This window comes from Seohaeicola sp. (assembly GCF_048006315.1).
Lineage (GTDB): Bacteria > Pseudomonadota > Alphaproteobacteria > Rhodobacterales > Rhodobacteraceae > Seohaeicola.
In genome coordinates, this window is record NZ_CP180350.1 from 1,386,903 (window position 1) to 1,409,277 (window position 22,375).

General features: G+C 64.9%; 18 protein-coding genes. 16 read left to right on the top strand and 2 right to left on the bottom strand.

From position 1 onward, the window contains the following. Nucleotides 1-23: 23 nt before the first annotated feature. Nucleotides 24-3,545 carry a DNA polymerase III subunit alpha gene (gene dnaE / locus ACMUJL_RS07020; protein WP_416914204.1) on the bottom strand — a complete coding sequence of 1,174 codons (3,522 nt, stop codon included), beginning with the start codon at nucleotides 3,543-3,545 and terminating at the stop codon, nucleotides 24-26. A gap of 78 nt (nucleotides 3,546-3,623) precedes the next feature. Here dnaE and ACMUJL_RS07025 point away from each other — a divergent pair, with 78 nt between their 5' ends. From ACMUJL_RS07025 to ACMUJL_RS07100, 16 genes are all read left to right on the top strand, one after another. Continuing rightward, nucleotides 3,624-3,761 carry a hypothetical protein gene (locus tag ACMUJL_RS07025; protein WP_375569400.1) on the top strand — a complete coding sequence of 46 codons (138 nt, stop codon included), beginning with the start codon at nucleotides 3,624-3,626 and terminating at the stop codon, nucleotides 3,759-3,761. Next, on the top strand, nucleotides 3,758-5,179 hold the full coding sequence (gene xdhA, locus ACMUJL_RS07030) for a xanthine dehydrogenase small subunit (protein ID WP_375569398.1): 1,422 nt from the start codon (nucleotides 3,758-3,760) through the stop codon (nucleotides 5,177-5,179). Before ACMUJL_RS07025 ends, xdhA begins: the two co-directional genes overlap by 4 nt. After that, entirely contained in the window at nucleotides 5,176-7,539 is a 2,364-nt protein-coding gene (gene xdhB, locus ACMUJL_RS07035; RefSeq protein ID WP_416914205.1) for a xanthine dehydrogenase molybdopterin binding subunit, read from the top strand. Before xdhA ends, xdhB begins: the two co-directional genes overlap by 4 nt. Next, entirely contained in the window at nucleotides 7,529-8,479 is a 951-nt protein-coding gene (gene xdhC, locus ACMUJL_RS07040; RefSeq protein ID WP_375569396.1) for a xanthine dehydrogenase accessory protein XdhC, read from the top strand. The genes xdhB and xdhC overlap by 11 nt, the downstream gene beginning before the upstream one ends. Next, complete coding sequence (locus ACMUJL_RS07045; RefSeq protein ID WP_375569394.1) at nucleotides 8,476-9,993, top strand: ABC transporter ATP-binding protein; 1,518 nt, start codon at nucleotides 8,476-8,478, stop codon at nucleotides 9,991-9,993. Before xdhC ends, ACMUJL_RS07045 begins: the two co-directional genes overlap by 4 nt. Before the next feature lie 48 nt (nucleotides 9,994-10,041). Next, nucleotides 10,042-11,124, top strand: a complete 1,083-nt coding sequence (locus ACMUJL_RS07050; protein ID WP_375569392.1) for an ABC transporter permease — start codon at nucleotides 10,042-10,044, stop codon at nucleotides 11,122-11,124. Continuing rightward, nucleotides 11,124-12,044 carry an ABC transporter permease gene (locus tag ACMUJL_RS07055; protein WP_068287821.1) on the top strand — a complete coding sequence of 307 codons (921 nt, stop codon included), beginning with the start codon at nucleotides 11,124-11,126 and terminating at the stop codon, nucleotides 12,042-12,044. The genes ACMUJL_RS07050 and ACMUJL_RS07055 overlap by 1 nt, the downstream gene beginning before the upstream one ends. A gap of 40 nt (nucleotides 12,045-12,084) precedes the next feature. Further along, nucleotides 12,085-13,164 (top strand): BMP family ABC transporter substrate-binding protein, encoded by a 1,080-nt coding sequence (locus ACMUJL_RS07060; RefSeq protein WP_375569390.1) that lies wholly within the window; start codon nucleotides 12,085-12,087, stop codon nucleotides 13,162-13,164. Nucleotides 13,165-13,391: 227 nt separating this feature from the next. Further along, entirely contained in the window at nucleotides 13,392-14,084 is a 693-nt protein-coding gene (locus ACMUJL_RS07065) for a hypothetical protein (RefSeq protein ID WP_138176631.1), read from the top strand. Nucleotides 14,085-14,087: 3 nt separating this feature from the next. Continuing rightward, nucleotides 14,088-15,017 (top strand): MvdC/MvdD family ATP grasp protein, encoded by a 930-nt coding sequence (locus tag ACMUJL_RS07070; RefSeq protein ID WP_375569386.1) that lies wholly within the window; start codon nucleotides 14,088-14,090, stop codon nucleotides 15,015-15,017. Between the two features lie 107 nt (nucleotides 15,018-15,124). Then, entirely contained in the window at nucleotides 15,125-15,871 is a 747-nt protein-coding gene (locus ACMUJL_RS07075) for a phosphatidylserine decarboxylase (protein ID WP_375569384.1), read from the top strand. Further along, nucleotides 15,855-16,628, top strand: coding sequence for a CDP-diacylglycerol--serine O-phosphatidyltransferase (gene pssA / locus ACMUJL_RS07080; protein WP_068287414.1), 774 nt, complete (start codon nucleotides 15,855-15,857; stop codon nucleotides 16,626-16,628). The genes ACMUJL_RS07075 and pssA overlap by 17 nt, the downstream gene beginning before the upstream one ends. Before the next feature lie 40 nt (nucleotides 16,629-16,668). Further along, nucleotides 16,669-17,604, top strand: a complete 936-nt coding sequence (locus ACMUJL_RS07085) for an aldo/keto reductase (protein ID WP_375569382.1) — start codon at nucleotides 16,669-16,671, stop codon at nucleotides 17,602-17,604. Beyond that, nucleotides 17,601-18,680 (top strand): NAD(P)/FAD-dependent oxidoreductase, encoded by a 1,080-nt coding sequence (locus ACMUJL_RS07090; protein WP_375569380.1) that lies wholly within the window; start codon nucleotides 17,601-17,603, stop codon nucleotides 18,678-18,680. The genes ACMUJL_RS07085 and ACMUJL_RS07090 overlap by 4 nt, the downstream gene beginning before the upstream one ends. Nucleotide 18,681: 1 nt before the next feature. Continuing rightward, on the top strand, nucleotides 18,682-19,341 hold the full coding sequence (locus ACMUJL_RS07095) for a DUF938 domain-containing protein (RefSeq protein WP_068287406.1): 660 nt from the start codon (nucleotides 18,682-18,684) through the stop codon (nucleotides 19,339-19,341). Nucleotides 19,342-19,425: 84 nt separating this feature from the next. Continuing rightward, nucleotides 19,426-19,767, top strand: a complete 342-nt coding sequence (locus ACMUJL_RS07100) for a carboxymuconolactone decarboxylase family protein (RefSeq protein ID WP_068287403.1) — start codon at nucleotides 19,426-19,428, stop codon at nucleotides 19,765-19,767. A 50-nt stretch (nucleotides 19,768-19,817) separates the two neighbouring features. On the opposite strand, the gene ACMUJL_RS07105 is transcribed toward ACMUJL_RS07100, so the two are convergent. Continuing rightward, nucleotides 19,818-22,322 carry a GcvT family protein gene (locus ACMUJL_RS07105; protein WP_375569377.1) on the bottom strand — a complete coding sequence of 835 codons (2,505 nt, stop codon included), beginning with the start codon at nucleotides 22,320-22,322 and terminating at the stop codon, nucleotides 19,818-19,820. Nucleotides 22,323-22,375: the final 53 nt, after the last annotated feature.

The window sequence follows — 22,375 nt, forward strand, 5'->3', positions numbered from 1 at the left end:
CACCGCCTGCACGGGTATAGGCCTTATACTTCCTGCACTTCCATGACACCGGGCAGGGACCGGATCGCGCCCTTGATCTGCGGGTTCATCGGGAAATCCTGACCCGTGTCGATCTCGGTCTCGCCGGGCAGGCCGGGATCCATCAGGCACAGCATCACCGGTCCGCGCGGCAGGTTGCGCAGGCTTTCGGCGGCCTGTTCCAGCACCGAGGCCACGGACGCGATGGCGCCCGCATCCTCGATGAAGATCCGCAGGCCCGTGGCGCCCGCTTCGGCCACGACACCGTCCATCGGGGTCACGGATCGCCCGACGGGATCGAACTGCCCCTCGTTGAACCGCGCCTCGAGGGTCATGACGACCTGATGGGTCTGATCAAAGACGCGCCGGGCCGCGTCGAAATCATCGCAGAACATCGCGATCCCCGAGACCTGGCTTGTGGGGTCGGAAATGTTCATGCGGAAAAACCGCGTGCCGCGCCCGGATTTGCGTTCCTGCAAGGCCGACACCAGAACGCCCACCTTTCCGATGGCGCCGCCAGCCTGTTCGGCCTTGGCCTGCAATTCGGCCAGTGTCATCACGTTGCGCCGCTTGAGGGCGGGCAGGTAGTCGTCCAGCGGATGACCCGACAGGTAAAAGCCGATGGCCTTGTGTTCCTCGTCCAGCCGTTCGGTGGGCTGCCAGTCCGCGACGGGCATCAGGCGCGGTTCGGGCAGGTCGTCGCCCGCCTCGCCAAAGAGCGACACCTGGTTCGACGCCTTCTGTTCATGGATCGCCGCCGAATATCCCACCAGCGCATCCAGCGCCTCGAACACGCGGCGGCGGTTGGCGTCCAGCATGTCGAACGCCCCGGCGCGCGCCAGCATTTCCAGCGGGCGCTTGCCCACCCGTTTCAGATCCACCCGGCGGGCAAAATCGAACAGCGTGACAAAGGGCTTTTCGCGCCCCGCCTCGTCACGTCGGGCGGCGGTGATCATCCGCATCGCCTCGATGCCCACGTTCTTGAGCGCGCCCAGCGCATAGACCAGCTTGCCCTCGCGCACGGTGAACCCGGCCTCTGAACGGTTGACGCAGGGCGGCACGATCTCGATCCCCATGCCGCGGCGGACTTCCTCGGCATAGGTGGACAGCTTGTCGGTCAGGTGGCTGTCGCAATTCATGACGCCCGCCATGAATTCGACCGGGTGGTTCGCCTTCAGCCAAGCCGTCTGATAGCTGACCACGGCATAGGCGGCGGCGTGCGATTTGTTGAAGCCGTAGTTGGCGAATTTCTCCAGAAGGTCGAAAACCTCCGAGGCTTTCTTCTTGTCGACGCCATTGGCCATCGCGCCCTTTTCGAACTTGGGGCGTTCCTTGGCCATCTCTTCGGCGATCTTCTTGCCCATGGCCCGGCGCAGCAGGTCGGCGCCACCAAGGCTGTAGCCCGCCATCTCCTGCGCGATCTGCATCACCTGTTCCTGGTAGACGATGATGCCCTGCGTTTCCTCGAGGATATGATCGATCAGCGGATGGATCGATTCACGCGCCTTCAGCCCGTTCTTGACCTCGCAATAGGTGGGGATGTTCTCCATCGGGCCAGGACGATACAGCGCCACCAGCGCCACGATATCCTCGATGCAGGTGGGTTTCATGCGCCGCAGCGCATCCATCATGCCACTGGATTCCACCTGGAACACGGCCACGGTCTTGGCGCTGGCATAAAGCCTGTATGTTGCCTCGTCATCCAGCGGGATCGCGCCGATATCGTCCATTGCCCCTTCAGGCGGATCATAGAGCTGCACCCCATCGGCGCGGATATGCAGATGCCGGCCCTGCCCCTTGATCAGGTCGACCGCGTTCTGGATCACGGTCAGCGTCTTGAGGCCAAGGAAGTCGAACTTGACCAGCCCGGCCTGCTCGACCCATTTCATGTTGAACTGGGTGGCCGGCATGTCCGAACGCGGGTCCTGGTAGAGCGGCACCAGCCGGTCCAGCGGCCGGTCCCCGATCACCACGCCCGCCGCATGGGTCGATGCGTTGCGCAGCAGGCCCTCGACCTGCTGGCCGTAGTCCAGCAAACGCTTGACGACTTCCTCCGCGCGCGCGGCCTCGCGCAGCCGTTCTTCCTGCGCCAGCGCCTGTTCGATGCTGACAGGCTTGACCCCTTCGACCGGGATCAGCTTGGACAGCCGGTCCACCTGCCCGTAAGGCATCTGCAGCACCCGCCCGATGTCGCGAACGGCGGCCTTGGACAACAGCGCACCGAAGGTGATGATCTGGCCCACCTTGTCGCGCCCGTAACGGTCCTGCACATAGCGGATCACCTCTTCGCGGCGATCCATGCAGAAGTCGATGTCGAAGTCGGGCATGCTGACCCGTTCGGGGTTCAGGAAGCGTTCGAACAGCAGGCTGTAGCGCAGCGGATCAAGATCGGTGATCGTCAGCGCATAGGCCACCAGGCTACCCGCACCCGAGCCACGCCCCGGCCCCACGGGAATGTCGTGATCCTTGGCCCATTTGATGAAATCGGCCACGATCAGGAAATAGCCGGGAAAGCCCATGCCCTCGATGATGCCCAGCTCGAACTCCAGGCGCTTGTCATAGTCCTCGACCGATGCGGCATGGGGGATCACGGCAAGGCGCGCGGCCAGACCCTCCTTGGCCTGCCGGCGCAATTCCTGCACCTCGTCATCAGCGAATTTCGGCAGGATCGGCGGGCGCTTGAACGCCTTGAAGGCACAGCGGCGCGCGATCTCGACGGTGTTCTGGATCGCCTCGGGCAGATCGGCGAACAGCGTGGCCATCTCTTGCGGCGACTTGAAATAATGCTGCGCGGTCAGGCGGCGGCGCGGGCCCTGCTGGTCGACATAGGCGCCCTCGGCGATGCAGATCAGCGCATCATGTGCCTCGTACATGTCTGATTTCGGAAAATAGACATCGTTGGTGGCCACCAGCGGAAGATCCATGGCATAGGCCATTTCGACAAAGCCACGTTCGGACAGGCGTTCCGCCTCGGGCAAGCCGCCACCCTCGGGATGGCGTTGCAGTTCGACATACAGCCGGTCGGGATAGATCGCGGCCAGCTTGCGCATCAGATCCTCGGCCGCCGGACGCTGGCCTGCCCGCAGCAATCGGCCCACGGGGCCGTCCGGCCCACCCGAGAGGCAGATCAGACCGGCGCTGAACTCCTGCAACTCCTCAAGCGTGACCTGCGGCAACTGGCCCGCCTTGTCCAGGTAGAGGCAGCTGTTCAGCCGCATCAGGTTCTCGTATCCGACCTCGCTCTGCGCCAGAAGCACGATCCCCGCAGGATCGCGCGGCCGCTCGCCCGGTTGGGCAGGCAGATAGGCGACCGAGACCTGGCAACCAATGATCGGCTGCACCCCGGCGCCAGTTGCCGCCACGGAAAATTCCAGCGCGGCGAACATGTTGTTGGTGTCGGTCACGGCCACGGCGGGCATGCCGGCCGCCGCACACAGACCGGGAAGCTTCTTCAGCCGCACCGCCCCCTCTAGAAGGGAATATTCGGTATGCACGCGCAGGTGGATGAATTGGGGGGAATTGCTCATGCGGGAAAGCTACCGCATGGACCGGCCCCGCGAAAGCGCCGAAAAACCGGGCGCGCCCGGGGCCAGCCGAAAGCCGCCATGCAGCTTTTTCTTGCCAAGAGGCCGAATCCGGGCTTTCCTGCCGGAAACCAACAGGGGCCCGCGCTGCTCTACGCCGCATCGAGACAGCGCAACACGGGGCAAAAAACCGGTAAGGCGGCAGGCTTTTCTTCATGAATATCTCCTTTCTTCTGAACGGGGAAAGCGTGGTGCTCAGCGATGTGGCACCCACCACGACCGCATTGGACTGGTTGCGCGAAACAAGGGGGCTGACCGCCACCAAGGAGGGCTGCAACGAGGGCGATTGCGGGGCCTGCACGGTGATGGTCACCGATCCAGATGGCAGCAGCCGGGCGTTGAACGCCTGCATCCTCTTTCTGCCGCAACTCGATGGCCGCGCCATCCGCACGGTCGAAGGCATCACCGGCCCGGACGGCAGCCTGCACCCGGTGCAGCAGGCCATGGTGGATCACCACGGCAGCCAATGCGGCTTCTGCACACCGGGCTTCATCGCCGCGATGGCGGTGGCGCATCTGAACGGGGACAAGGACCACGACACCGCGCTGGCCGGCAACCTGTGCCGCTGCACCGGCTATGCGCCGATCATCCGCGCCGCCCGCGCCGCCGAAGACAGGCCCGTGCCGGACTGGATGATCGCCGATCACGACTTCTTCTTGCCGGAAATATCCGCGGGGGGATCGTCGAACCAAGGGTTCGACGTGGGGGGCGGCAAGCCCCCCGCTTTGATGCAGCCCCGCTCCGCAGATGATCTGGCCGCAGCCTATGCGGCAAACCCCGAGGCCACGCTGGTGGCAGGGGCCACGGATGTCGGGCTTTGGGTGACCAAGCAGATGCGCGAGCTGGGTCAGGTGATCTTTCTGAACCGCTGCGCCGATCTTCAGCGGATCGAGCCGGGCCAGGACAGGCTGCGCATCGGGGCGGGCGTGACCATCGCGCGCCTGATCCCCGCGATCGAGGGGCTGCACCCTTCGTTTGCCGACATGTTGCGCCGCTATGGCTCGGCGCAGGTGCGCGCCGCGGCCACGATCGGGGGCAATATCGCCAATGGCTCGCCCATCGGGGATGGCCCGCCCGCGCTGATCGCGCTGGGGGCGGTGCTGCATCTGCGGCAGGGCGATGCGCGGCGCGAGATGCCGCTCGAGGATTTCTTTCTGGACTACGGCAAGCAGGATCGCCGCCCCGGAGAGTTCGTCGAGGCCATAAGCATCCCGCGGCAGCCTGACCGGCTGCGCTGCTACAAGCTGTCCAAGCGCTTCGACCAGGACATCTCGGCGGTCTGCGGATGTCTTTCCATCACGGTGTCCGGGGGCCGTGTCGCGCAGGCGCGCATCGCCTTTGGCGGCATGGCCGGCACGCCAAAGCGCGCGGCCCATGTCGAAGGGGCGCTGATCGGTCAGCCGTGGTCAGAGGCGACCATCGACCGCGCGATGCAGGCCTTCGCGCAGGATTACACGCCGCTGTCGGACCTGCGTGCCTCGGCCGACTACAGGCTTGAGGCTGCGGCAAACATGTTGCGGCGTTATTTCCTTGAAGATACGGGCCAGACCGCCGGGATCATGGAGGTGAAGCCATGAGCGTCGCCAGCCCCCTGCCCCATGACGCAGCCCGTCTGCATGTGACGGGGCAGGCGCGCTATGTCGATGACATCCCCCTGCCCGCGGGTACCCTGCATCTTGCCTTCGGCCTGTCCGGTGTGGCGCGGGGCCGGATCACCGGCATGGACCTGTCCGCCGTGCGCATGGCGCCGGGCGTCGTGATGGTGCTGAAGGCGGATGACCTGCCTTTTGCCAATGATGTCTCGCCCTCGGCCCATGACGAGCCCTTGCTGGCCGCGGGTGCGGTGCATTACATCGGTCAGCCAGTCTTTGCCGTGGTCGCGCAGAGCCACCTGGCGGCCCGTCGCGCGGCACGGCTGGGCCGGATCGACTATGCCGAGGAAGCACCGATCCTGACCATCGACCAGGCGCTGGCCGCGAACAGCCGGTTCGAGGATGGGCCGCGCATCTACTCGAAGGGCGATGCGCCCGCCGCGATCGCCGCGGCGCCCCATCGCGTGAAAGGGCGGTTCGAGGTCGGCGGGCAGGAACATTTCTACCTCGAGGGCCAGGCGGCCCTGGCCCTGCCGCAGGAAGGCGGGGACATGGTGGTGCACAGCTCTACCCAGCACCCGACCGAGATCCAGCACAAGGTGGCCGAGGCGCTGGGGGTTCCCATGCACGCCGTGCGGGTCGAGGTGCGCCGGATGGGTGGGGGGTTCGGCGGCAAGGAAAGCCAGGGCAATGCGCTGGCCGTGGCCTGTGCCGTCGCGGCATCGATGACCGGGCGGCCCTGCAAGATGCGCTACGACCGCGACGATGACATGGTGATCACCGGCAAGCGTCATGATTTCCGGATCGACTATGTTGCGGGCTTCGATGATGCGGGGCGGGTTCTTGGCGTGGACTTCGTGCACCATGTCCGCTGCGGCTGGGCGCAGGACCTGTCGCTGCCGGTGGCGGATCGGGCGATGCTGCATGCCGACAATGCCTATCTGCTGGAGAATGCCCGCATCGAAAGCCACAGGCTGAAGACCAACACGCAGAGCGCGACGGCGTTTCGCGGATTCGGCGGCCCGCAAGGCATGGTCGGGATCGAGCGGGTGATGGATCACATCGCCCATCACCTTGGCCGCGACCCCCTGGAGGTGCGGCGGGCGAACTACTATGCCGAGGCCGCGCCTGCGGCGGGCGGCGCAGGGGGGCTGTCCGCCCCCCCGTTCACCCCTGGTGAACGCCCCCCCGAGGATATTTCCGGCAAGAAGAAACAGACCACACCCTATGGGATGGAGGTCGAGGATTTCATTCTGCATGCGATGACGGACAGGCTTGCGACCGAGGCCGGGTATGACGCCCGGCGGCAGGCCGTCGCCGCCTGGAATGCGGCGCAGCCTGTTCTCAAGCGGGGATTGGCGCTGACGCCGGTCAAGTTCGGGATCTCGTTCACCTTGACCCATCTGAACCAGGCCGGGGCGCTGGTGCATGTCTACCAGGACGGATCGGTGCACATGAACCATGGCGGCACCGAGATGGGCCAGGGCCTGTTCCAGAAGGTGGCGCAGGTGGCGGCGGCGCGGTTCGGGCTGGACGTGGGGGCGGTGAAGATCACCGCCACCGATACGGGCAAGGTGCCGAACACATCCGCCACGGCGGCGTCATCGGGATCGGATCTGAACGGAATGGCGGTCAAGGCGGCCTGCGACACGATCCGTGACAGGATGGCCGCCCATCTGGCCGAGAGGTTCGGAAATGACGACATCACTTTCGCCGATGGATGCGTCCATATCGGACAGGATCATACCCTGACCTTCGCGCAAGCCGCCCAATCGGCCTATGCCGCAAGGGTCAGCCTGTCGGCGACCGGTTTCTACGCCACCCCCAAGGTGGAATGGGACCGCATCAAGGGCCAGGGGCGGCCGTTTTTCTATTTCGCCTATGGTGCCGCCCTGACCGAAGTGGTGATCGACACGCTGACCGGAGAGACGCGGATCCTGCGGGCCGATCTGCTGCATGACGCGGGCGCCAGCCTGAACCCGGCGCTGGATATCGGCCAGATCGAAGGCGGCTATGTGCAGGGTGCAGGCTGGCTGACGATGGAGGAACTGGTCTGGGACACGAAAGGCCAGTTGCGCACCCATGCGCCGTCCACCTACAAGATCCCCGCCGTCTCGGACCGGCCTGCGGTGTTCAATGTCGGCCTCTGGGAAGGGGCGAACCGGGAGGACACGATCTATCGCTCAAAGGCGGTGGGCGAGCCACCCTTCATGCTGGGAATTTCGGCGCTGATGGCGATCTCGGATGCGGTGGCCGCTTGCGGGCCGGGGTATCCTGCGCTGGATGCGCCGGCCACGCCCGAGCGCATCCTGGCGGCCGTCAGGCGGGTCCGCGATGGGATTTGACCTCGATGCCCTGCACGGCGCCGTGCAGCGCCATGGCCGTGTCGCACGGGTCGTGATCGCCGAGGTGCGCGGGTCCGCGCCGCGCGAGGTGGGCGCGGCGATGCTGGTCTGGCCCGAGGGGCAGGCCGGCACGATTGGCGGCGGCGCGCTGGAGCATCAGGCGGGGCAGGCGGCGCGCGCGATGCTGGCGGGCGGTCCCCCGGCGCGGTTGACGCGGCATGCATTGGGCCCCGACCTGGGGCAATGCTGCGGCGGCAACCTGCAGCTTTTGACCGAGGTGCATGACGCCACGACAGTCGCGGCATGGCAGGGGCGGGACGTGATCGTGCGCCCCGTCGCGCCGGGCGCCGAGATGCCCCTTGCGGTACAGCGCCTGCTGAACGGCGCGCGGGCGCAGGGGCAACGGCCCCTTGCGCAGCTGATCGCGGGCTGGATGGTCGAACCCCTGGCGCGGCCTTCGGTACCCCTCTGGATCTGGGGGGCGGGCCATGTGGGGCGGGCGCTTGTGGCCACGCTGTCGCCCCTGCCCGACCTGGCGATCACCTGGATCGACACCGGACCGGAACGCTTCCCCGAGAACATCGGCGCGGGTGTCACCGCCCTGCCCGCCGCCGATCCCGCACGGTTGGTGCCGCATGCACCGCATGACGCGCATCACCTGATCCTGACCTATTCGCATGCGCTGGACCTTGCGCTCTGTCACGGGCTGCTGGGGCATGGCTTTGCCGGCGCGGGCCTGATCGGGTCGGCCACCAAATGGGCGCGCTTTCGGTCGCGCCTGGGGGCGCTGGGCCATGTGCCCGCCCAAATCGCGCGCATCCGCTGCCCCATCGGGACACCCGGCTTGGGCAAACACCCGCAGGCGATTGCCATTGGCGTCGCCTCGGGCTTATTGAGCGATATCGCAGCCACAACCGACAGAAGGGAACGCAGCGCATGACGGCACCGGTTCTGAGCATCAAGGGCCTGACAAAGGCCTATCCGGGCGTTGTCGCGAATTCCGATGTGTCCTTCGAGGTGATGAAGGGCGAGGTGCATGCCCTTCTGGGCGAGAATGGCGCGGGCAAGTCCACATTGGTCAAGATGATCTACGGGCTGGTCAAACCCGATCACGGGACGATGATCTTCCAGGGCAAGGCCTACGCCCCTGCCGAGCCGCGCGCCGCGCGCACCGCCGGTGTGGCGATGGTGTTCCAGCATTTCTCGCTGTTCGACGCGCTGAACGTGGCAGAGAACATCGCGCTGGGGATGGAACATCCACCGCGCCTTGCCGACCTGGCCGGGCGCATCCGCGAGGTGTCGGAAACCTACGGCCTGCCGCTGGATCCGTTCCGCACCGTGGGCGACCTGTCGGCGGGCGAGCGTCAGCGGGTCGAGATCATCCGCTGCCTGTTGCAGGATCCGCGCCTGCTGATCATGGACGAGCCGACATCGGTGCTGACCCCGCAGGAGGTGGAGATCCTGTTCCAGACCCTGCGCAAGCTGACGGCCGAGGGCGTGGCGATCCTGTATATCAGTCACAAGCTGGAAGAGATCCGCACGTTGTGCGACACGGCGACCATCCTGCGGCTGGGCAAGAAGGTGGCCACCTGCACCCCCGCCGACACCACCGCGCGGGCGCTGGCCGAAATGATGGTGGGCACGGTGCTGCATACCCCCGAACGCAGCGGGCGCGCGCTGGGCGACGTGGCGCTGGAACTGAGCGGGCTGTCGGTCCGCTCGCCTTCGGCCTTTGGATGCTCTCTCAAGGACATCAGCCTCGAGGTGCGGCAGGGCGAGGTGCTGGGTCTTGGTGGCGTTGCGGGCAACGGACAGGACGAGTTGCTGGGCGCGCTATCCGGCGAATTGCGCAGCGGCCCGGACATGGTCAAGATGCATGGCAGGGCGGTCGGCATGCTGGGGCCGATGGAGCGGCGGCGGATCGGCCTGCTGTGCGCGCCCGAGGAACGGCTGGGGCACGCGGCGGCGCCCGACATGAGCCTGACCGAGAACGCGATGCTGACCGGATCGCTGCGCGAGGGGCTGGAACGGCGCGGTTTTCTGGACTGGGGCCGCGCCAGGGGCTTTGCCGAAGCGATCATTCAGCGATTTGACGTACGCACGCCGGGACCGGGCAATGCGGCACGGTCGCTCTCGGGCGGCAATCTGCAGAAATTCGTCATCGGCCGCGAGGTGATGCAGCGCCCCGAGGTGCTGGTGGTCAATCAACCCACATGGGGCGTCGATGCATCCGCTGCCGCCGCGATCCGGCAGGCGCTGCTGGATCTGGCGGCGGGCGGCACGGCCGTGGTCGTGATCAGCCAGGATCTGGACGAGCTGATGGAGATCGCTGACAGGTTCGGTGCCTTGAACGAGGGGCGGCTGTCGCGCATCCGCCCGACATCCGAGCTGAACATCGAGGAAATCGGCCTGATGATGGGTGGCGCCCATGACATGGAGGTGGCGCATGTCTGAGGCGTTGGAACATGAGCATTCGCAGAACGATGACCGGGGGACCGCGCCATGCTGAAGCTTGAAAAGCGGCCGCAACCCTCGAAGGCCTGGGTCTGGCTGGCCCCCGTGGTGGCCGTGATTGCCACGATGATCGCGGGCGGCGCGCTTTTTGCGCTGCTGGGGAAGGATCCGCTGGTCGCGATCCGCACGGTCTTCTGGGATCCGCTGTTTTCGGAATTCGCGTTTTTCTACCGCCCGCAGCTACTGGTGAAGGGTGCGCCGCTGGTGCTGATCGCCATCGGCCTGAGCCTGGGGTTCCGGGCGGGCATCTGGAACATCGGGGCCGAGGGGCAGTATATCGTCGGCGCGCTTTGCGGCGCTGGCGTGGGACTGGCCTTCTACCCGATGGAGGGATGGTTCATCTTTCCGCTCATGGTCATGGCGGGGGCGCTGGGGGGCTGGGCCTGGGCCATGATCCCGGCGGTGCTGAAGGTGAAGTTCGGCACGAACGAGATCCTGGTATCCCTGATGCTGGTCTATGTGGCCGAGCAATTGCTGGCCTCGATGGCGCTGGGGCTGATGAAGAACCCCGAGGGCTTCGGCTTTCCCGGCTCGCGCAACCTGCAGCAATATCCCAGCGCCCATAATGCCGAGCTGATCGCGGGATCGGGGATGCATTGGGGCGTGGTCGCCGCGATGGTGGCGGTGATCTTTGCCTATGTGCTGATGACCCGGCACATCCTTGGCTTTCACATCCGCCTGACCGGCGAGGCGCCGCGCGCCGCGCGCTTTGCGGGCGTCAATCCGGGACGGCTGGTGCTGATCTGTCTGGGTCTGGCTGGCGCGCTGGCAGGGCTGGCGGGCATGTTCGAGGTTTCGGGGCCCGCCGGACGCGTCAGCATCGATTTCAACGTGGGCTACGGCTTTACCGCGATCATCGTGGCGTTTCTGGGTCGGCTGCACCCGCTGGGGATCCTGATGGCGGGCCTGCTGATGGCACTGACCTATATCGGAGGCGAGATCGCGCAATCGCGGCTGGGCCTGCCTGCGGCGGCGATCCAGATGTTCCAGGGGATGCTTCTGTTCTTCCTGCTGGCCGTCGACGTGATGACCAATTACCGGCTGCGGCTGACATGGCGTGAGGTGGCATGATGGATCTGTCGTCAATCAACCCGATCCTTTTGCTGGCCTCGCTGATGGTGGCGGCGACCCCGCTGCTGCTGGCGGCGGTGGGCGAGCTTGTGGTGGAAAAGGCGGGCGTTCTGAACCTGGGCGTCGAAGGCATGATGATCACCGGCGCGATCTGCGGCTTCGCCATCGCGGTCAACACGGGCAATCCGCTGCTGGGCGTGCTGGCGGCGGCGGCGGGCGGCGCCGTTCTGTCGCTGCTTTTCGCGCTTCTGACGCAGGTGGCGCTGGCCAACCAGGTGGCATCGGGGCTGGGGCTGACGCTGTTCGGGCTGGGCCTTTCGGCGCTGATCGGCCAGGGCTACCAGGGTATCCGCCCGCCGTCCTTTCCGCGGCTGAACATTCCGGGGTTGTCGGACATGCCGGTGCTGGGACGGATCCTGTTCTCGCATGATCTGATGGTCTATCTGGGGCTGATCATCGTCACGGCGGTCTGGTTCATGCTGAAATACACCCGCGCCGGGTTGATCCTGCGCGCGGTCGGCGAAAATCACGAGGCGGCCCATGCGCTGGGATACAAGGTCGTGCGCATCCGCATGATGGCGATCCTGTTCGGCGGGGCCTGCGCCGGGATGGGTGGCGCCTATATCAGCCTGATCCGCGTGCCCCAATGGACCGAGGGGATGACGGCCGGAATCGGCTGGATCGCCCTTGCCCTGGTGGTCTTTGCCAGCTGGAAGCCCTGGCGCGTCCTGCTGGGTGCCTATCTTTTTGGCGGCGTGACCGTGATTCAGCTGAATCTGCAAGCGGCGGGCGTTGCGATCCCGGTCGAATATCTGGCAATGTCGCCTTATCTGATCACCATCCTCGTGCTGGTCATCATGTCGGCCGACAAGAGCAGTGCACCTGCCTCGTTGGGCCGTATTTTCCATGCCTCACGTTGAGGCCAAAACTATGACGTTCACCTAACAGGGGGATTCCTGAATGAAACTGACCAAACTGTTGACCACCGCCGCGCTGGCGCTGGGCCTGGGCCTGGCGACCGGCGCCATGGCGCAGGACAAGCTCAAGGTGGGCTTTGTCTATGTGGGCCCCGTCGGCGACGGCGGCTGGACCTATGAGCATGACAAGGGCCGCCTGGCTGTCGAAGCCGAATTCGGTGACAAGGTCGAGACCGTGTTTGTCGAATCCGTGCCCGAGGGCCCGGATGCAGAGCGCGTGATGACCCAGATGGCGCTGGACGGTGCCAAGCTGATCTTCACCACATCCTTCGGCTTCATGGACCCGACGATCAACGTGGCCGCCAAGTTCCCGGATGTGAAATTCGAACACGCCACCGGCTACAAGCGCGCCGACAACGTGTCGACCTATTCCGCCCGTTTCTACGAGGGCCGCGCCATCCAGGGCCACATCGCAGGCAAGATGACGGAATCGAACATCATCGGCTACATCGGCTCCTACCCGATCCCCGAAGTGATCCGCGGCATCAACTCGGCCTTCATCCATGCGCGCAAGGTGAACCCGGATGTCCAGTTCAAGATCGTCTGGGCCTATACCTGGTTCGATCCCGCGAAAGAGGCTGACGCCGCGAAGGTCCTGATCGAACAGGGTGCCGACGTGATCCTGCAGCACACCGATTCCACCGCGCCGCTGGCTGCCGCCGCCGAGGCAGGCAACATCATCGGCTTCGGCCAGGCATCGGACATGGGCGAATATGCCGATGGTCCGCGCGTGTCCTCGATCATCGACAACTGGGCACCCTATTACATCGCGCGCACCCGCGCCGTGATGGACGGGACCTGGACCTCGACCGACACCTGGGACGGCATCGGGCCGGGCATGGTCGGCATCGGCGAGATCACCGACAAGGTGCCCGCCGACGTGAAAGCCGAGGCGCTGGCCATGAAAGAGGCGATCGCAAAGGGCGAATACCACCCCTTCACCGGTCCGCTGAACAAGCAGGACGGTTCGGCCTGGCTGGCTGAAGGCGAAGTGGCCGACGACGGCACGCTGCTGGGCATGGACTTCTATGTCGAAGGCATCGAAGGCACGATCCCGAACTGATCGACCGTTACAGCATCCAAGGAAAACCCCGCCATCGTGCGGGGTTTTTTCTTGTGCAACGACGGATACGGGCAGCAAGCGCATGCGATCCCGTATCCTGTCCGACGGCGGCCCCTGCCCCCCGGAGAAGCAAGGGCAGAGAAAACAGGATTGAAAATCTGCTTGAATGCGTCATGCTCACGGGACGGAACATTTGTTTTTTCGATCGTTCAGAGTGTGAGTGTGCCATGTCCGAGAAACTTTCCCCCCTCAAGAAACTGAAGGATGCCGTCAAGCAAGCAGCCGTGGGGTCAATGGACCCCCTGACACATCTGCTGGCCGTCGCACTTGACGATGACGAGATCGCGGCCGAGATCGAGAAGCGCGTGAAAGGCAAGATGATCGGATCGGCGCGGCTTGTCTCGGTCGAGGGGGATTTGCAGGCGGGCATCAGCGGCACCATAGAAATCCCGATCTTCTCGGAAGATGTGGGAGATCTGCTGAAAGAGCCGATCTATGTTTTCACGGACCTGTCCACCCGCAAGGCCCATATCGTAAGCCGTCCCGTTCAGGATCAACCCAGCCAGCCCCGGATGGCAAACGCGCCCTATGTGATGTCATCACAGCCTGGACTGAATACGCAGGTCGTCAGCCTTGGACCCGAGGCCATCGCGCGCGAGAATGCCTATTTCGGTCGCATTGGCCTGACCCCCAGGCTGCCGTTCAATCCGACGCCACTGCCCGAGCGGCCCGACCTCGAGATGCTGATCAACGAGATCATCTCGCGCCGCGAATGGGGGGGACGCGCTGCCGCCGCCGCGCAGAGCACCTGTACCTATGACACGACCAGTTCCTGCGTCGTGTTCACGGCACCCGGCATGAATTACGACCAGCGCGTCCAGGACGATTGCCAAGGCGATGGTTACAGGACCGACGACTAGATCATGATCGTCATCTTCAGTGGCGCGGAGGATGTGCATTCGCTGGCCGTGCAGTCCGAGATCAGAAAGCGCGGGGGCGACGCGGTCATTGTCGATCTGCGCGGCTATCGGGCGAACCTTGACATCGAGCATGTCATCGGCGCCGGATCGCGGGGCATTTCGGTTTGCCTGAAGCAGCATGGCATAGATCCGGTCGATGTGACCGGCGCCTGGTGGCGGCGCGTATCCCGGCCCGAACCCCTCGACGATCTTGACGAGGCGACGAATGCTTTCATGCAGAAGGAGATCGACACGACGCTGAAAGGCTGGCTGCTGTCGATGACGAATGTCATCAATCCGGTTGATCGGGCGGCCCAGGCCAACAACAAGCTGCTGCAACTGCACATCGCGCAGGAAAGCGGTTTCTGCATCCCGCAAACCCTTGTGACCACGCGCAAGGATTCGATCCTGCGGTTCCGCGACCGGGTCGGCGACATCGTCTGCAAGCCCATGAACGGACATGCGCAGGCCTTCATCGAAACGCGTTTGGTCCGGCCGGACGAAGATATCGACGATCAGGCCCTGTCCAACTGTCCGACCATGTTCCAGAAGGCCATTCTGGGCGGCGATGACCTGCGCGTCACCGTCATTGACGATGCTATTTTCGCGGCCCGGGTCCTACGCCCCGAGGGCTTCACGCATATCGACTGGCGCCCCGAGTTGAACGCAACCTTCGCAAGTGTCGCCTTGCCGTCCCCGGTCGAGGATTGCATCCGCCGCTACATGGCGTCGATGGGCCTCAGGTATGGTGCGTTTGATCTGCGCACGGATTCCGCCGGAAGACATGTCTTCCTCGAGTGCAACGAGGCAGGTCAATTCCTTTTCGTGGAAATCCATGGGGGCATTCCCATTTCCGCCGCGGTTGCGGCAGCCCTTGTTGACGGGCCCGCCTGACCATCGACGGCGCAATCCGCTTTCGTGTTTCGAAACGGAACGCTGTCCTCGTGACGCATGACGGGCGCTTCGCATATTTGCACCACGCCAGTCAGCCGCATTGCGCCATGGCGCGCAAGGTTGTAGGGCAGTCCCCAACATCGCGAAGGACGACCCAGACCATGACCATGCTCGACACTTTCATCAAACCGATGCACCCCGAGGGGCGCAAGTTCGTGGCGATCTTTGCAGTCATCTCGATCGTGCTGTTCATGATCTGGGATCCCCTGGGCTGGATCGGCGTGGGGCTGACGGTCTGGTGCTACTATTTCTTTCGCGATCCCAAGCGCACCACGCCCACCCGCGAGGGGCTGCTGATCAGCCCTGCGGACGGGGTGATCTCGCTGATCGAGAAAGCCGTGCCGCCCGCCGAACTGGGGATGGCCGATCATGCCCTGACCCGGGTCAGCGTCTTCATGAACGTGTTCAACTGCCATGTGAACCGCGCGCCCATCGCAGGCCGTGTCACGGCCGTGGCCTATCGGCCGGGCAAATTCTTCAATGCCTCGCTGGACAAGGCTTCGGTCGACAATGAACGCAATTCCCTGGCCATCGAAATGGAAGATGGCCGCCAGATCGCGGTGGTGCAGATCGCGGGGCTGGTCGCGCGCCGGATCGTGTGCTGGACCAAGCCCGAACAGCGCCTGCTGACCGGCGAACGCTTTGGCCTGATCCGTTTCGGCAGCCGCGTCGATGTCTACCTGCCCGATGGCGTGGCACCCCTTGTCACCGTGGGGCAAGGCATGATCGCGGGCGAGACGGTCATTGCCGACCTGACCTCGACCGAAGGAGCACGTGATGGGCGAACTGCCTGATCCCGACCAGTTGCCGCCCGTCCGTTCGCGGCGGGAATTGCCGATCGTGCAGCTTTTGCCGAACCTTGTGACGGTGGGGGCGATCTGCGCAGGCCTGACCGCGATCCGCTATGCCACCAGCGGCAATTTCAACGTGGCGGTGCAGCTTTTGCTGCTGGCCGCGGTGCTGGACGGTCTGGATGGCAGCCTGGCCCGGTTGCTGAAAAGTGCCAGCGCACTGGGCGCGGAACTGGACAGCCTTGCCGATTTCCTGAACTTCGGGATCGCGCCCGGTCTTCTGATGTATTTCTGGGCGTTCCAGGACATGGGCAACCTGGGCTGGATCGCCGTGGTGATCTATGCGCTGTGCTGCGTGCTGCGCCTGGCGCGCTTCAACGTCGGCACCAAGGCCAGCGACACCGAAAAACCAAGTCGCCATTTCGAGGGGGTCCCCTCGCCCGCCGGTGCGCTTCTGGTGATGCTGCCCCTGTTTCTGGATCGCGCCGTGCCGGGGCTGCCGCCGATTCCCGACATGGTGATCGCGGCCTATATGCTGGGGGTCGGCCTGCTGATGATCAGCCGCCTGCCGACCTGGTCGCTGAAATCGCTGACCATCCAGCGCGAGAATGTGCGCCTTCTCTACGTCGGCTTCGTCTGTTTCCTGGCCGCGCTGATCAGTTTTCCCTGGCTGACGCTGATGGTGATGGACCTTTTGTATCTGCTTTCGCTGATATGGGCGTGGCGGCAGTGGCGCCTGCAATCGCGCGGACAGGTTTGACCCCTTTTCCTTGACGCAAAGCCGTGGCAGTTTCGCGGCCATGACACATGCACTCATCAGCCGTGACGGCACCCCCGCAAGCCGCCTTGCCTTTGGCACCATGCAATTCGGCGGTCGCGCCGACGCGGAACAGTCGCGCGCCATGTTCGAGGCGAGCCTTGCCGCCGGGATCACGCATTTCGACACCGCCCACGCCTATACAGGCGGCGCGTCGGAAGAGATCACCGGCAAGCTGATCGCGCCGCATCGTGACCGGCTGATCCTGGCGACGAAAGCCGGGTATGCGGGCGGATCGGGCCGCGACAATATCCTCAAGACCTTCGACATCTCGCGCCAGCGCTTGCAGATGGACGAGGTCGATATCCTCTACCTGCACAGGTTCGACGACAACACGCCGCTGCGCGAAACCTTCGAGACACTGGCCGAGCTGAAACAGAAAGGGCAGATCCGGTACGTGGGTGTGTCCAATTTCGCCGCCTGGCAGGTGATGAAGGCGCTATGGGTCGCGTCGGAGTTCGACCTGAGGATCGACATCCTTCAGCCGATGTACAACATCGTCAAACGCCAGGCCGAGGTGGAACTGTTCCCCGCCTGTGTCGATCAGGGTATCGCGATTGCCCCCTATTCCCCGTTGGGTGGCGGATTGCTGACCGGCAAATACGCCGCTGGCGGCAGCGGGCGGCTGGTCGAGGACAAGGCCTATGCCAGCCGGTATGCCCCCGAGTGGATGCACAAGGCCGCCGTCGGGTTGCAGGAGATCGCGGCAGATGCGGGCGTTCACGCGGCCACCCTGGCCGTGGCCTGGGCCGCGCGCCATCCGGCCGGCCCCACGCCGATCATTTCGGCCCGATCCGCAGAACAGTTGGCGCCCTCGCTGGCGGCAATGGATTACACGCTGGATGATGCGCTCTACGCAAGGCTGGCCGCCTTGGCCCCGACCCCGGCCCCGGCGACGGACCGTCTGGAAGAGGCATGAGCCGGGCACTGATCATCGGCGGCGGCATTGCCGGCATTTCCGCTGCGGCCCGCCTTGCCCCGCATCTTGAGGTCACCCTGCTGGAAGGCGAGAACAGCCTTGCCTATCACGCCTCGGGGCGGTCTGCGGCCATGTTTCTGCTGAATTACGGCAATGCCACGATCAAGGCGCTGAATGCGGCCAGCGCGGATCACCACCACAACGCCGATGGCGGGGTTCTGTCGCCACGCGGGATGATGATGGTGGCAGGTCCCGAACATGCCGACGCCTTCCGTGCCGACAGCGCCGATCTGGGTCTGGACGAGATCACGATGGAGGAAGCGGCCCGCCTCTGGCCGATCCTGAACCGCCAGACGCAAGCCCATGCCGCCTATCGCGAGGATGCGCAGGATCTGGATACCGACCTACTGATCCAGAATTTCGCGCGATCCGCCCGCGCACAGGGCGCACGGATCGAGACCGGAGCACGCGTAAGCCGGATCGAACGCCTGGGGACGGGATGGCGTGTGACCACAGAAGCCGGCCAGGTGCATGAGGGCGATCTGCTGGTCAACGCGGCTGGCGCATGGGCCGATACGGTGGCGCGCATGGCGGGGCTCGGGCCGTTGCAGATCCAGCCCTATCGCCGTTCCATGGCGCGGATCGCCTTGCCGCAGGACATGTCCCCCGCCGCTTGGCCCTTTGTCGATGGGGTCGGCGAAAGCTGGTATTGCAAGCCCGATGCGGGCGCGCTGATCGTGTCGCCCGCGGATGAGGAACCCGTGGTGCCGCAGGATGCCTGGGCCGATGACATGGTACTGGCCGAAGGTCTGGCCCGCTACCAGGAAGCGGTGACGCAGCCCGTCACGCGGATGCTGGCCAATTGGGCGGGCCTGCGCAGTTTCGCCCCTGATCGCGCGCTGGTCATCGGGCCCGAGCCGCAGGATGCCACCTTTCTGTGGTGTGCAGGTCAAGGTGGCTACGGTTTCCAGACCGCCCCCGCCGCGAGCCAGCTGCTGGCCGATCTGGCGCTTGGCTTGACGCCCGCCTTGGATGCCGACACCTTGCGTGCCCTATCCCCTGCGAGGTTTGCCTGAGATGTCACGCCGCCTGAACCTTCCCGACACGGCCTCGGTCGCGCACCCCTCTGATGACGGGCGCATGTTCGCCCCCTCTGCCGCGCGCAACGCTGCCGATATCGCAGCCCTTGTGGCCCAGCATGCCCCTGCATCGGGACGCGCGCTGGAAATCGCCTCGGGCACCGGGGAACATGCCGTCATCTTCGCCGGTGCCATGCCGGGCCTTGACTGGCAGCCTACCGACATCGACCCGGCGCGCCGCGCCTCGGTCGATGCGCATGCGGCGGTGGCGGGTCTGGCGAACCTGCGCGCGGCGATCGACCTTGACGCCACCGCATCCGGCTGGGGCGCCGCGCATGCCGGTCAGGATCTGATCGTGCTGGTGAACCTGCTGCATCTGATCAGCCAGGCCGAGGCCCGGACCCTCATCGGCGAAGTGGCGCAGGCACTGGCCCCCGGCGGGATCTTTGTCCTCTATGGTCCGTTCCTGCGCGACGGCGAGACGACATCCGACGGCGACAGGACCTTCCACGCAAGCCTGCGCGCGCAGGATCCCGAGATCGGCTACAAGGACGACTGGGACGTGATCGACTGGATCCATGCCAACTGGCTGGACCTTGTGCAGGTCGTCGAGATGCCCGCCAACAACATGGCCTTCGTTGCCCGCCGTCCGGCCTGACCCGGGTTTCTGATCCTGATCAAGGCGGGCCCGGCACCGCTGTGATCTGCCCGTGCCTGACATTCATCAAGGCAAGGATCCATCATGACCTGGAACGACAAACTGAACAGCACGCGTGACCAGTTGCGCGGGCTCAACAAGGCCATCCCCGAGACGACACGCGCCTTCGGTGCCCTGGGCAAGGCCGTCAAGGAAGGCGGCGTGCTGGAGTTCAAGACGAAGGAATTCGTGGCCCTCGGCATCGCCATCGCCACCCGCTGCGAAGCCTGCATCGTGCTGCATGTAGAGACCCTGATCCGCGCCGGGGCCAGCCGCGAAGAAATCAGCGATGTGCTGGCGATGACGATCCAGATGGGGGGCGGCCCGTCCATGATGTATGCCGCCAAGGCGCTGGAATGCTTCGATGAAATGACCGCCGCGGGGTGACGGGCGGCTTCAGGTCCCGGCGCGGCGACAACCGCGCCGGGACGCTGCGTTTAACCGTCCTGACGGATCGTCGCGTTGGCGGGATCGTAGGGGCTGTCTTCGACCACCTTGGCATCCCACAGCTGGTCGAACATCTTGACCTTCAGTGCCGTGCCCGGCACCGCCAGATCGGGGCGCACATAACCCATCCCGATGCTCTGGCCGAAATGCACCGAATAGCCGCCCGAGGTCAGGCGCCCCACGCGGGTACCATCCGCCGCATAGAGCGCTTCACGCCCCCAGGGATCGGCATCTGCGGGACCATTCACAAGGATCGTCACGCATTTGCTGCGGATGCCCTTGGCCTCCATCGCCGCCTTGCCCCGGAACTCCTTGGACAGATCCACGAAGCGCGGCAGATCCGCCTCGAGCGGGGTGGCGTCGCGGCCCAGTTCGTTGCCGAAGGCGCGATAGCTTTTTTCCTGGCGCAGCCAGTTCTGTGCGCGCGCGCCCACCAGCTTCATGCCATGTTCCGCGCCCGCCTTTTCCAGCAGGTCGAACAGGTAGTTCTGCATCTCGATCGGGTGGTGCAATTCCCAGCCCAGCTCGCCCGTATAGGCGACGCGGATCGCATTGACCGGGCACATGCCCAGCTCGATCTGCCGCGCGCTCAGCCAGGGGAAACGCTTGTTCGACAGGGCGGTCTCGGGATCGGCATCCTTGATCACCGCCTTCAGCACATCGCGCGATTTCGGACCGGCGATGGCAAAGACCCCCCATTGCGTCGTGACATCATGGATCTCGACATAGCCGAAGTCGGCCATCCTGTCGGCGGCGGACTTGCGCAGGTAGTCGCCGTCATAGGCGGTCCAGGCCCCGGCGCTGACCAGGTAATATTCATCCTCGGCCAGGCGTACGATCGTGTATTCGGTACGCGTGGTGCCGTGGTCGGTCAGGGCATAGGTCAGGTTGATCCGGCCCACCTTGGGCAGCTTGTTGCAGGTGAACCAGTCCAGGAATTGCGTGGCGCCGGGGCCCTTGACCAGATGCTTGGTAAAGGCTGTCGCGTCGATCAGGCCCACCCCTTCGCGGATCGCCTTCGCCTCTTGCGCCGCATATTCCCACCAGCCACCGCGGCGGAAGCTGCGGGTGTCGTGATCGAAGCCTTCGGGCGCATCCAGCGGGCCGTAGTAATTGGGCCGCTCCCAGCCGTTCACCTGGCCGAATTGCGCGCCGCGCGCTTTCTGGCGGTCATAGGCAGGGGCCGTGCGCAGGGGGCGGCAGGCTTCGCGTTCTTCATCCGGATGGTGCAGGATGAAGACGTGGCTATAGCATTCCTCGTTCTTGCGCGCGGCATATTCGGTTGTCATCCAGCTGCCGTAACGCTTGGGATCAAGCGCCGCCATGTCGATCTCGGCCTCGCCCTCGACCATCATCTGCGCCAGGTAATAGCCGGTGCCGCCCGCCGCGGTGATGCCAAAGCTGAAGCCCTCGGCCAGCCACATGTTGCGCAGGCCGGGGGCAGGCCCGACCAGCGGGTTGCCATCAGGCGTATAGCAGATCGGCCCGTTGAAATCGTCCTTCAGGCCAACGGTCTCGGAGGACGGAAGCCGATGGATCATCGACATGTATTCCTCTTCGATCCGTTCCAGATCCAAGGGGAAAAGATCGGCGCGGAAACTGTCGGGCACGCCGAATTCGAAGCGCGCGGGCGCGCCATGCTCATAGGGGCCAAGGATCCAGCCGCCGCGCTCTTCGCGCACGTACCACTTGGCATCGGCATCGCGCAGCACTGGATGCTCCAACCCGCCATTCTTGCGGTATTCGAGCAGCGCGGGATCGGGTTCGGTCACGATGAACTGATGTTCGACCGGGATTGCGGGCGACTTGATGCCCAGCAAGCGCGCGGTCCGCTGCGCATGGTTGCCCGTGGCGGTCACCACATGTTCGGCGGTGATCACGATCTGTTCGTCGGACGGCACAAGGTTGCCCCCCTTCTCGACCATCTTCGTGCAGGTCACCTGCCATTCGGACCCGGTCCAGTGATAGGCATCGGCCTGCCACTTGCGCTCGATCATCACGCCACGCTGGCGCGCGCCCTTGGCCATGGCCATCGTCACGTCAGCCGGGTTGATGTAGCCGTCGGTCGGGTGATAGATCGCGCCTTCCAGATCATCGGTGCGCACCAGCGGCCAGCGGTCCTTGATCTGGGCGGGCGTCATCCACTCATAGGGCACGCCGCAGGTTTCGGCCGTGGTGGCATAGACCATGTATTCGTCCATGCGCGCCCGGGTCTGCGCCATGCGCAGGTTGCCCACGACGGAAAAGCCCGCATTCAGGCCGGTCTCGGCCTCCAGCGACTTGTAGAAGTCGACCGAGTACTTATGGATATGGGTCGTGGCGAAGGACATGTTGAACAACGGCAGAAGCCCCGCCGCATGCCAGGTCGACCCCGAGGTCAGCTCGTCGCGTTCCAGCAGCATCACATCCTGCCACCCGGCGCGCGCCAGGTGATAGGCGATCGAGGTTCCGACAGCGCCGCCGCCGACAACCAGAGCTTTGACATGTGTTTTCATGGCGCAAGCGACTCCCTTGGATCAAGCTTTGGCCGATCAATAGCAGGTCATGC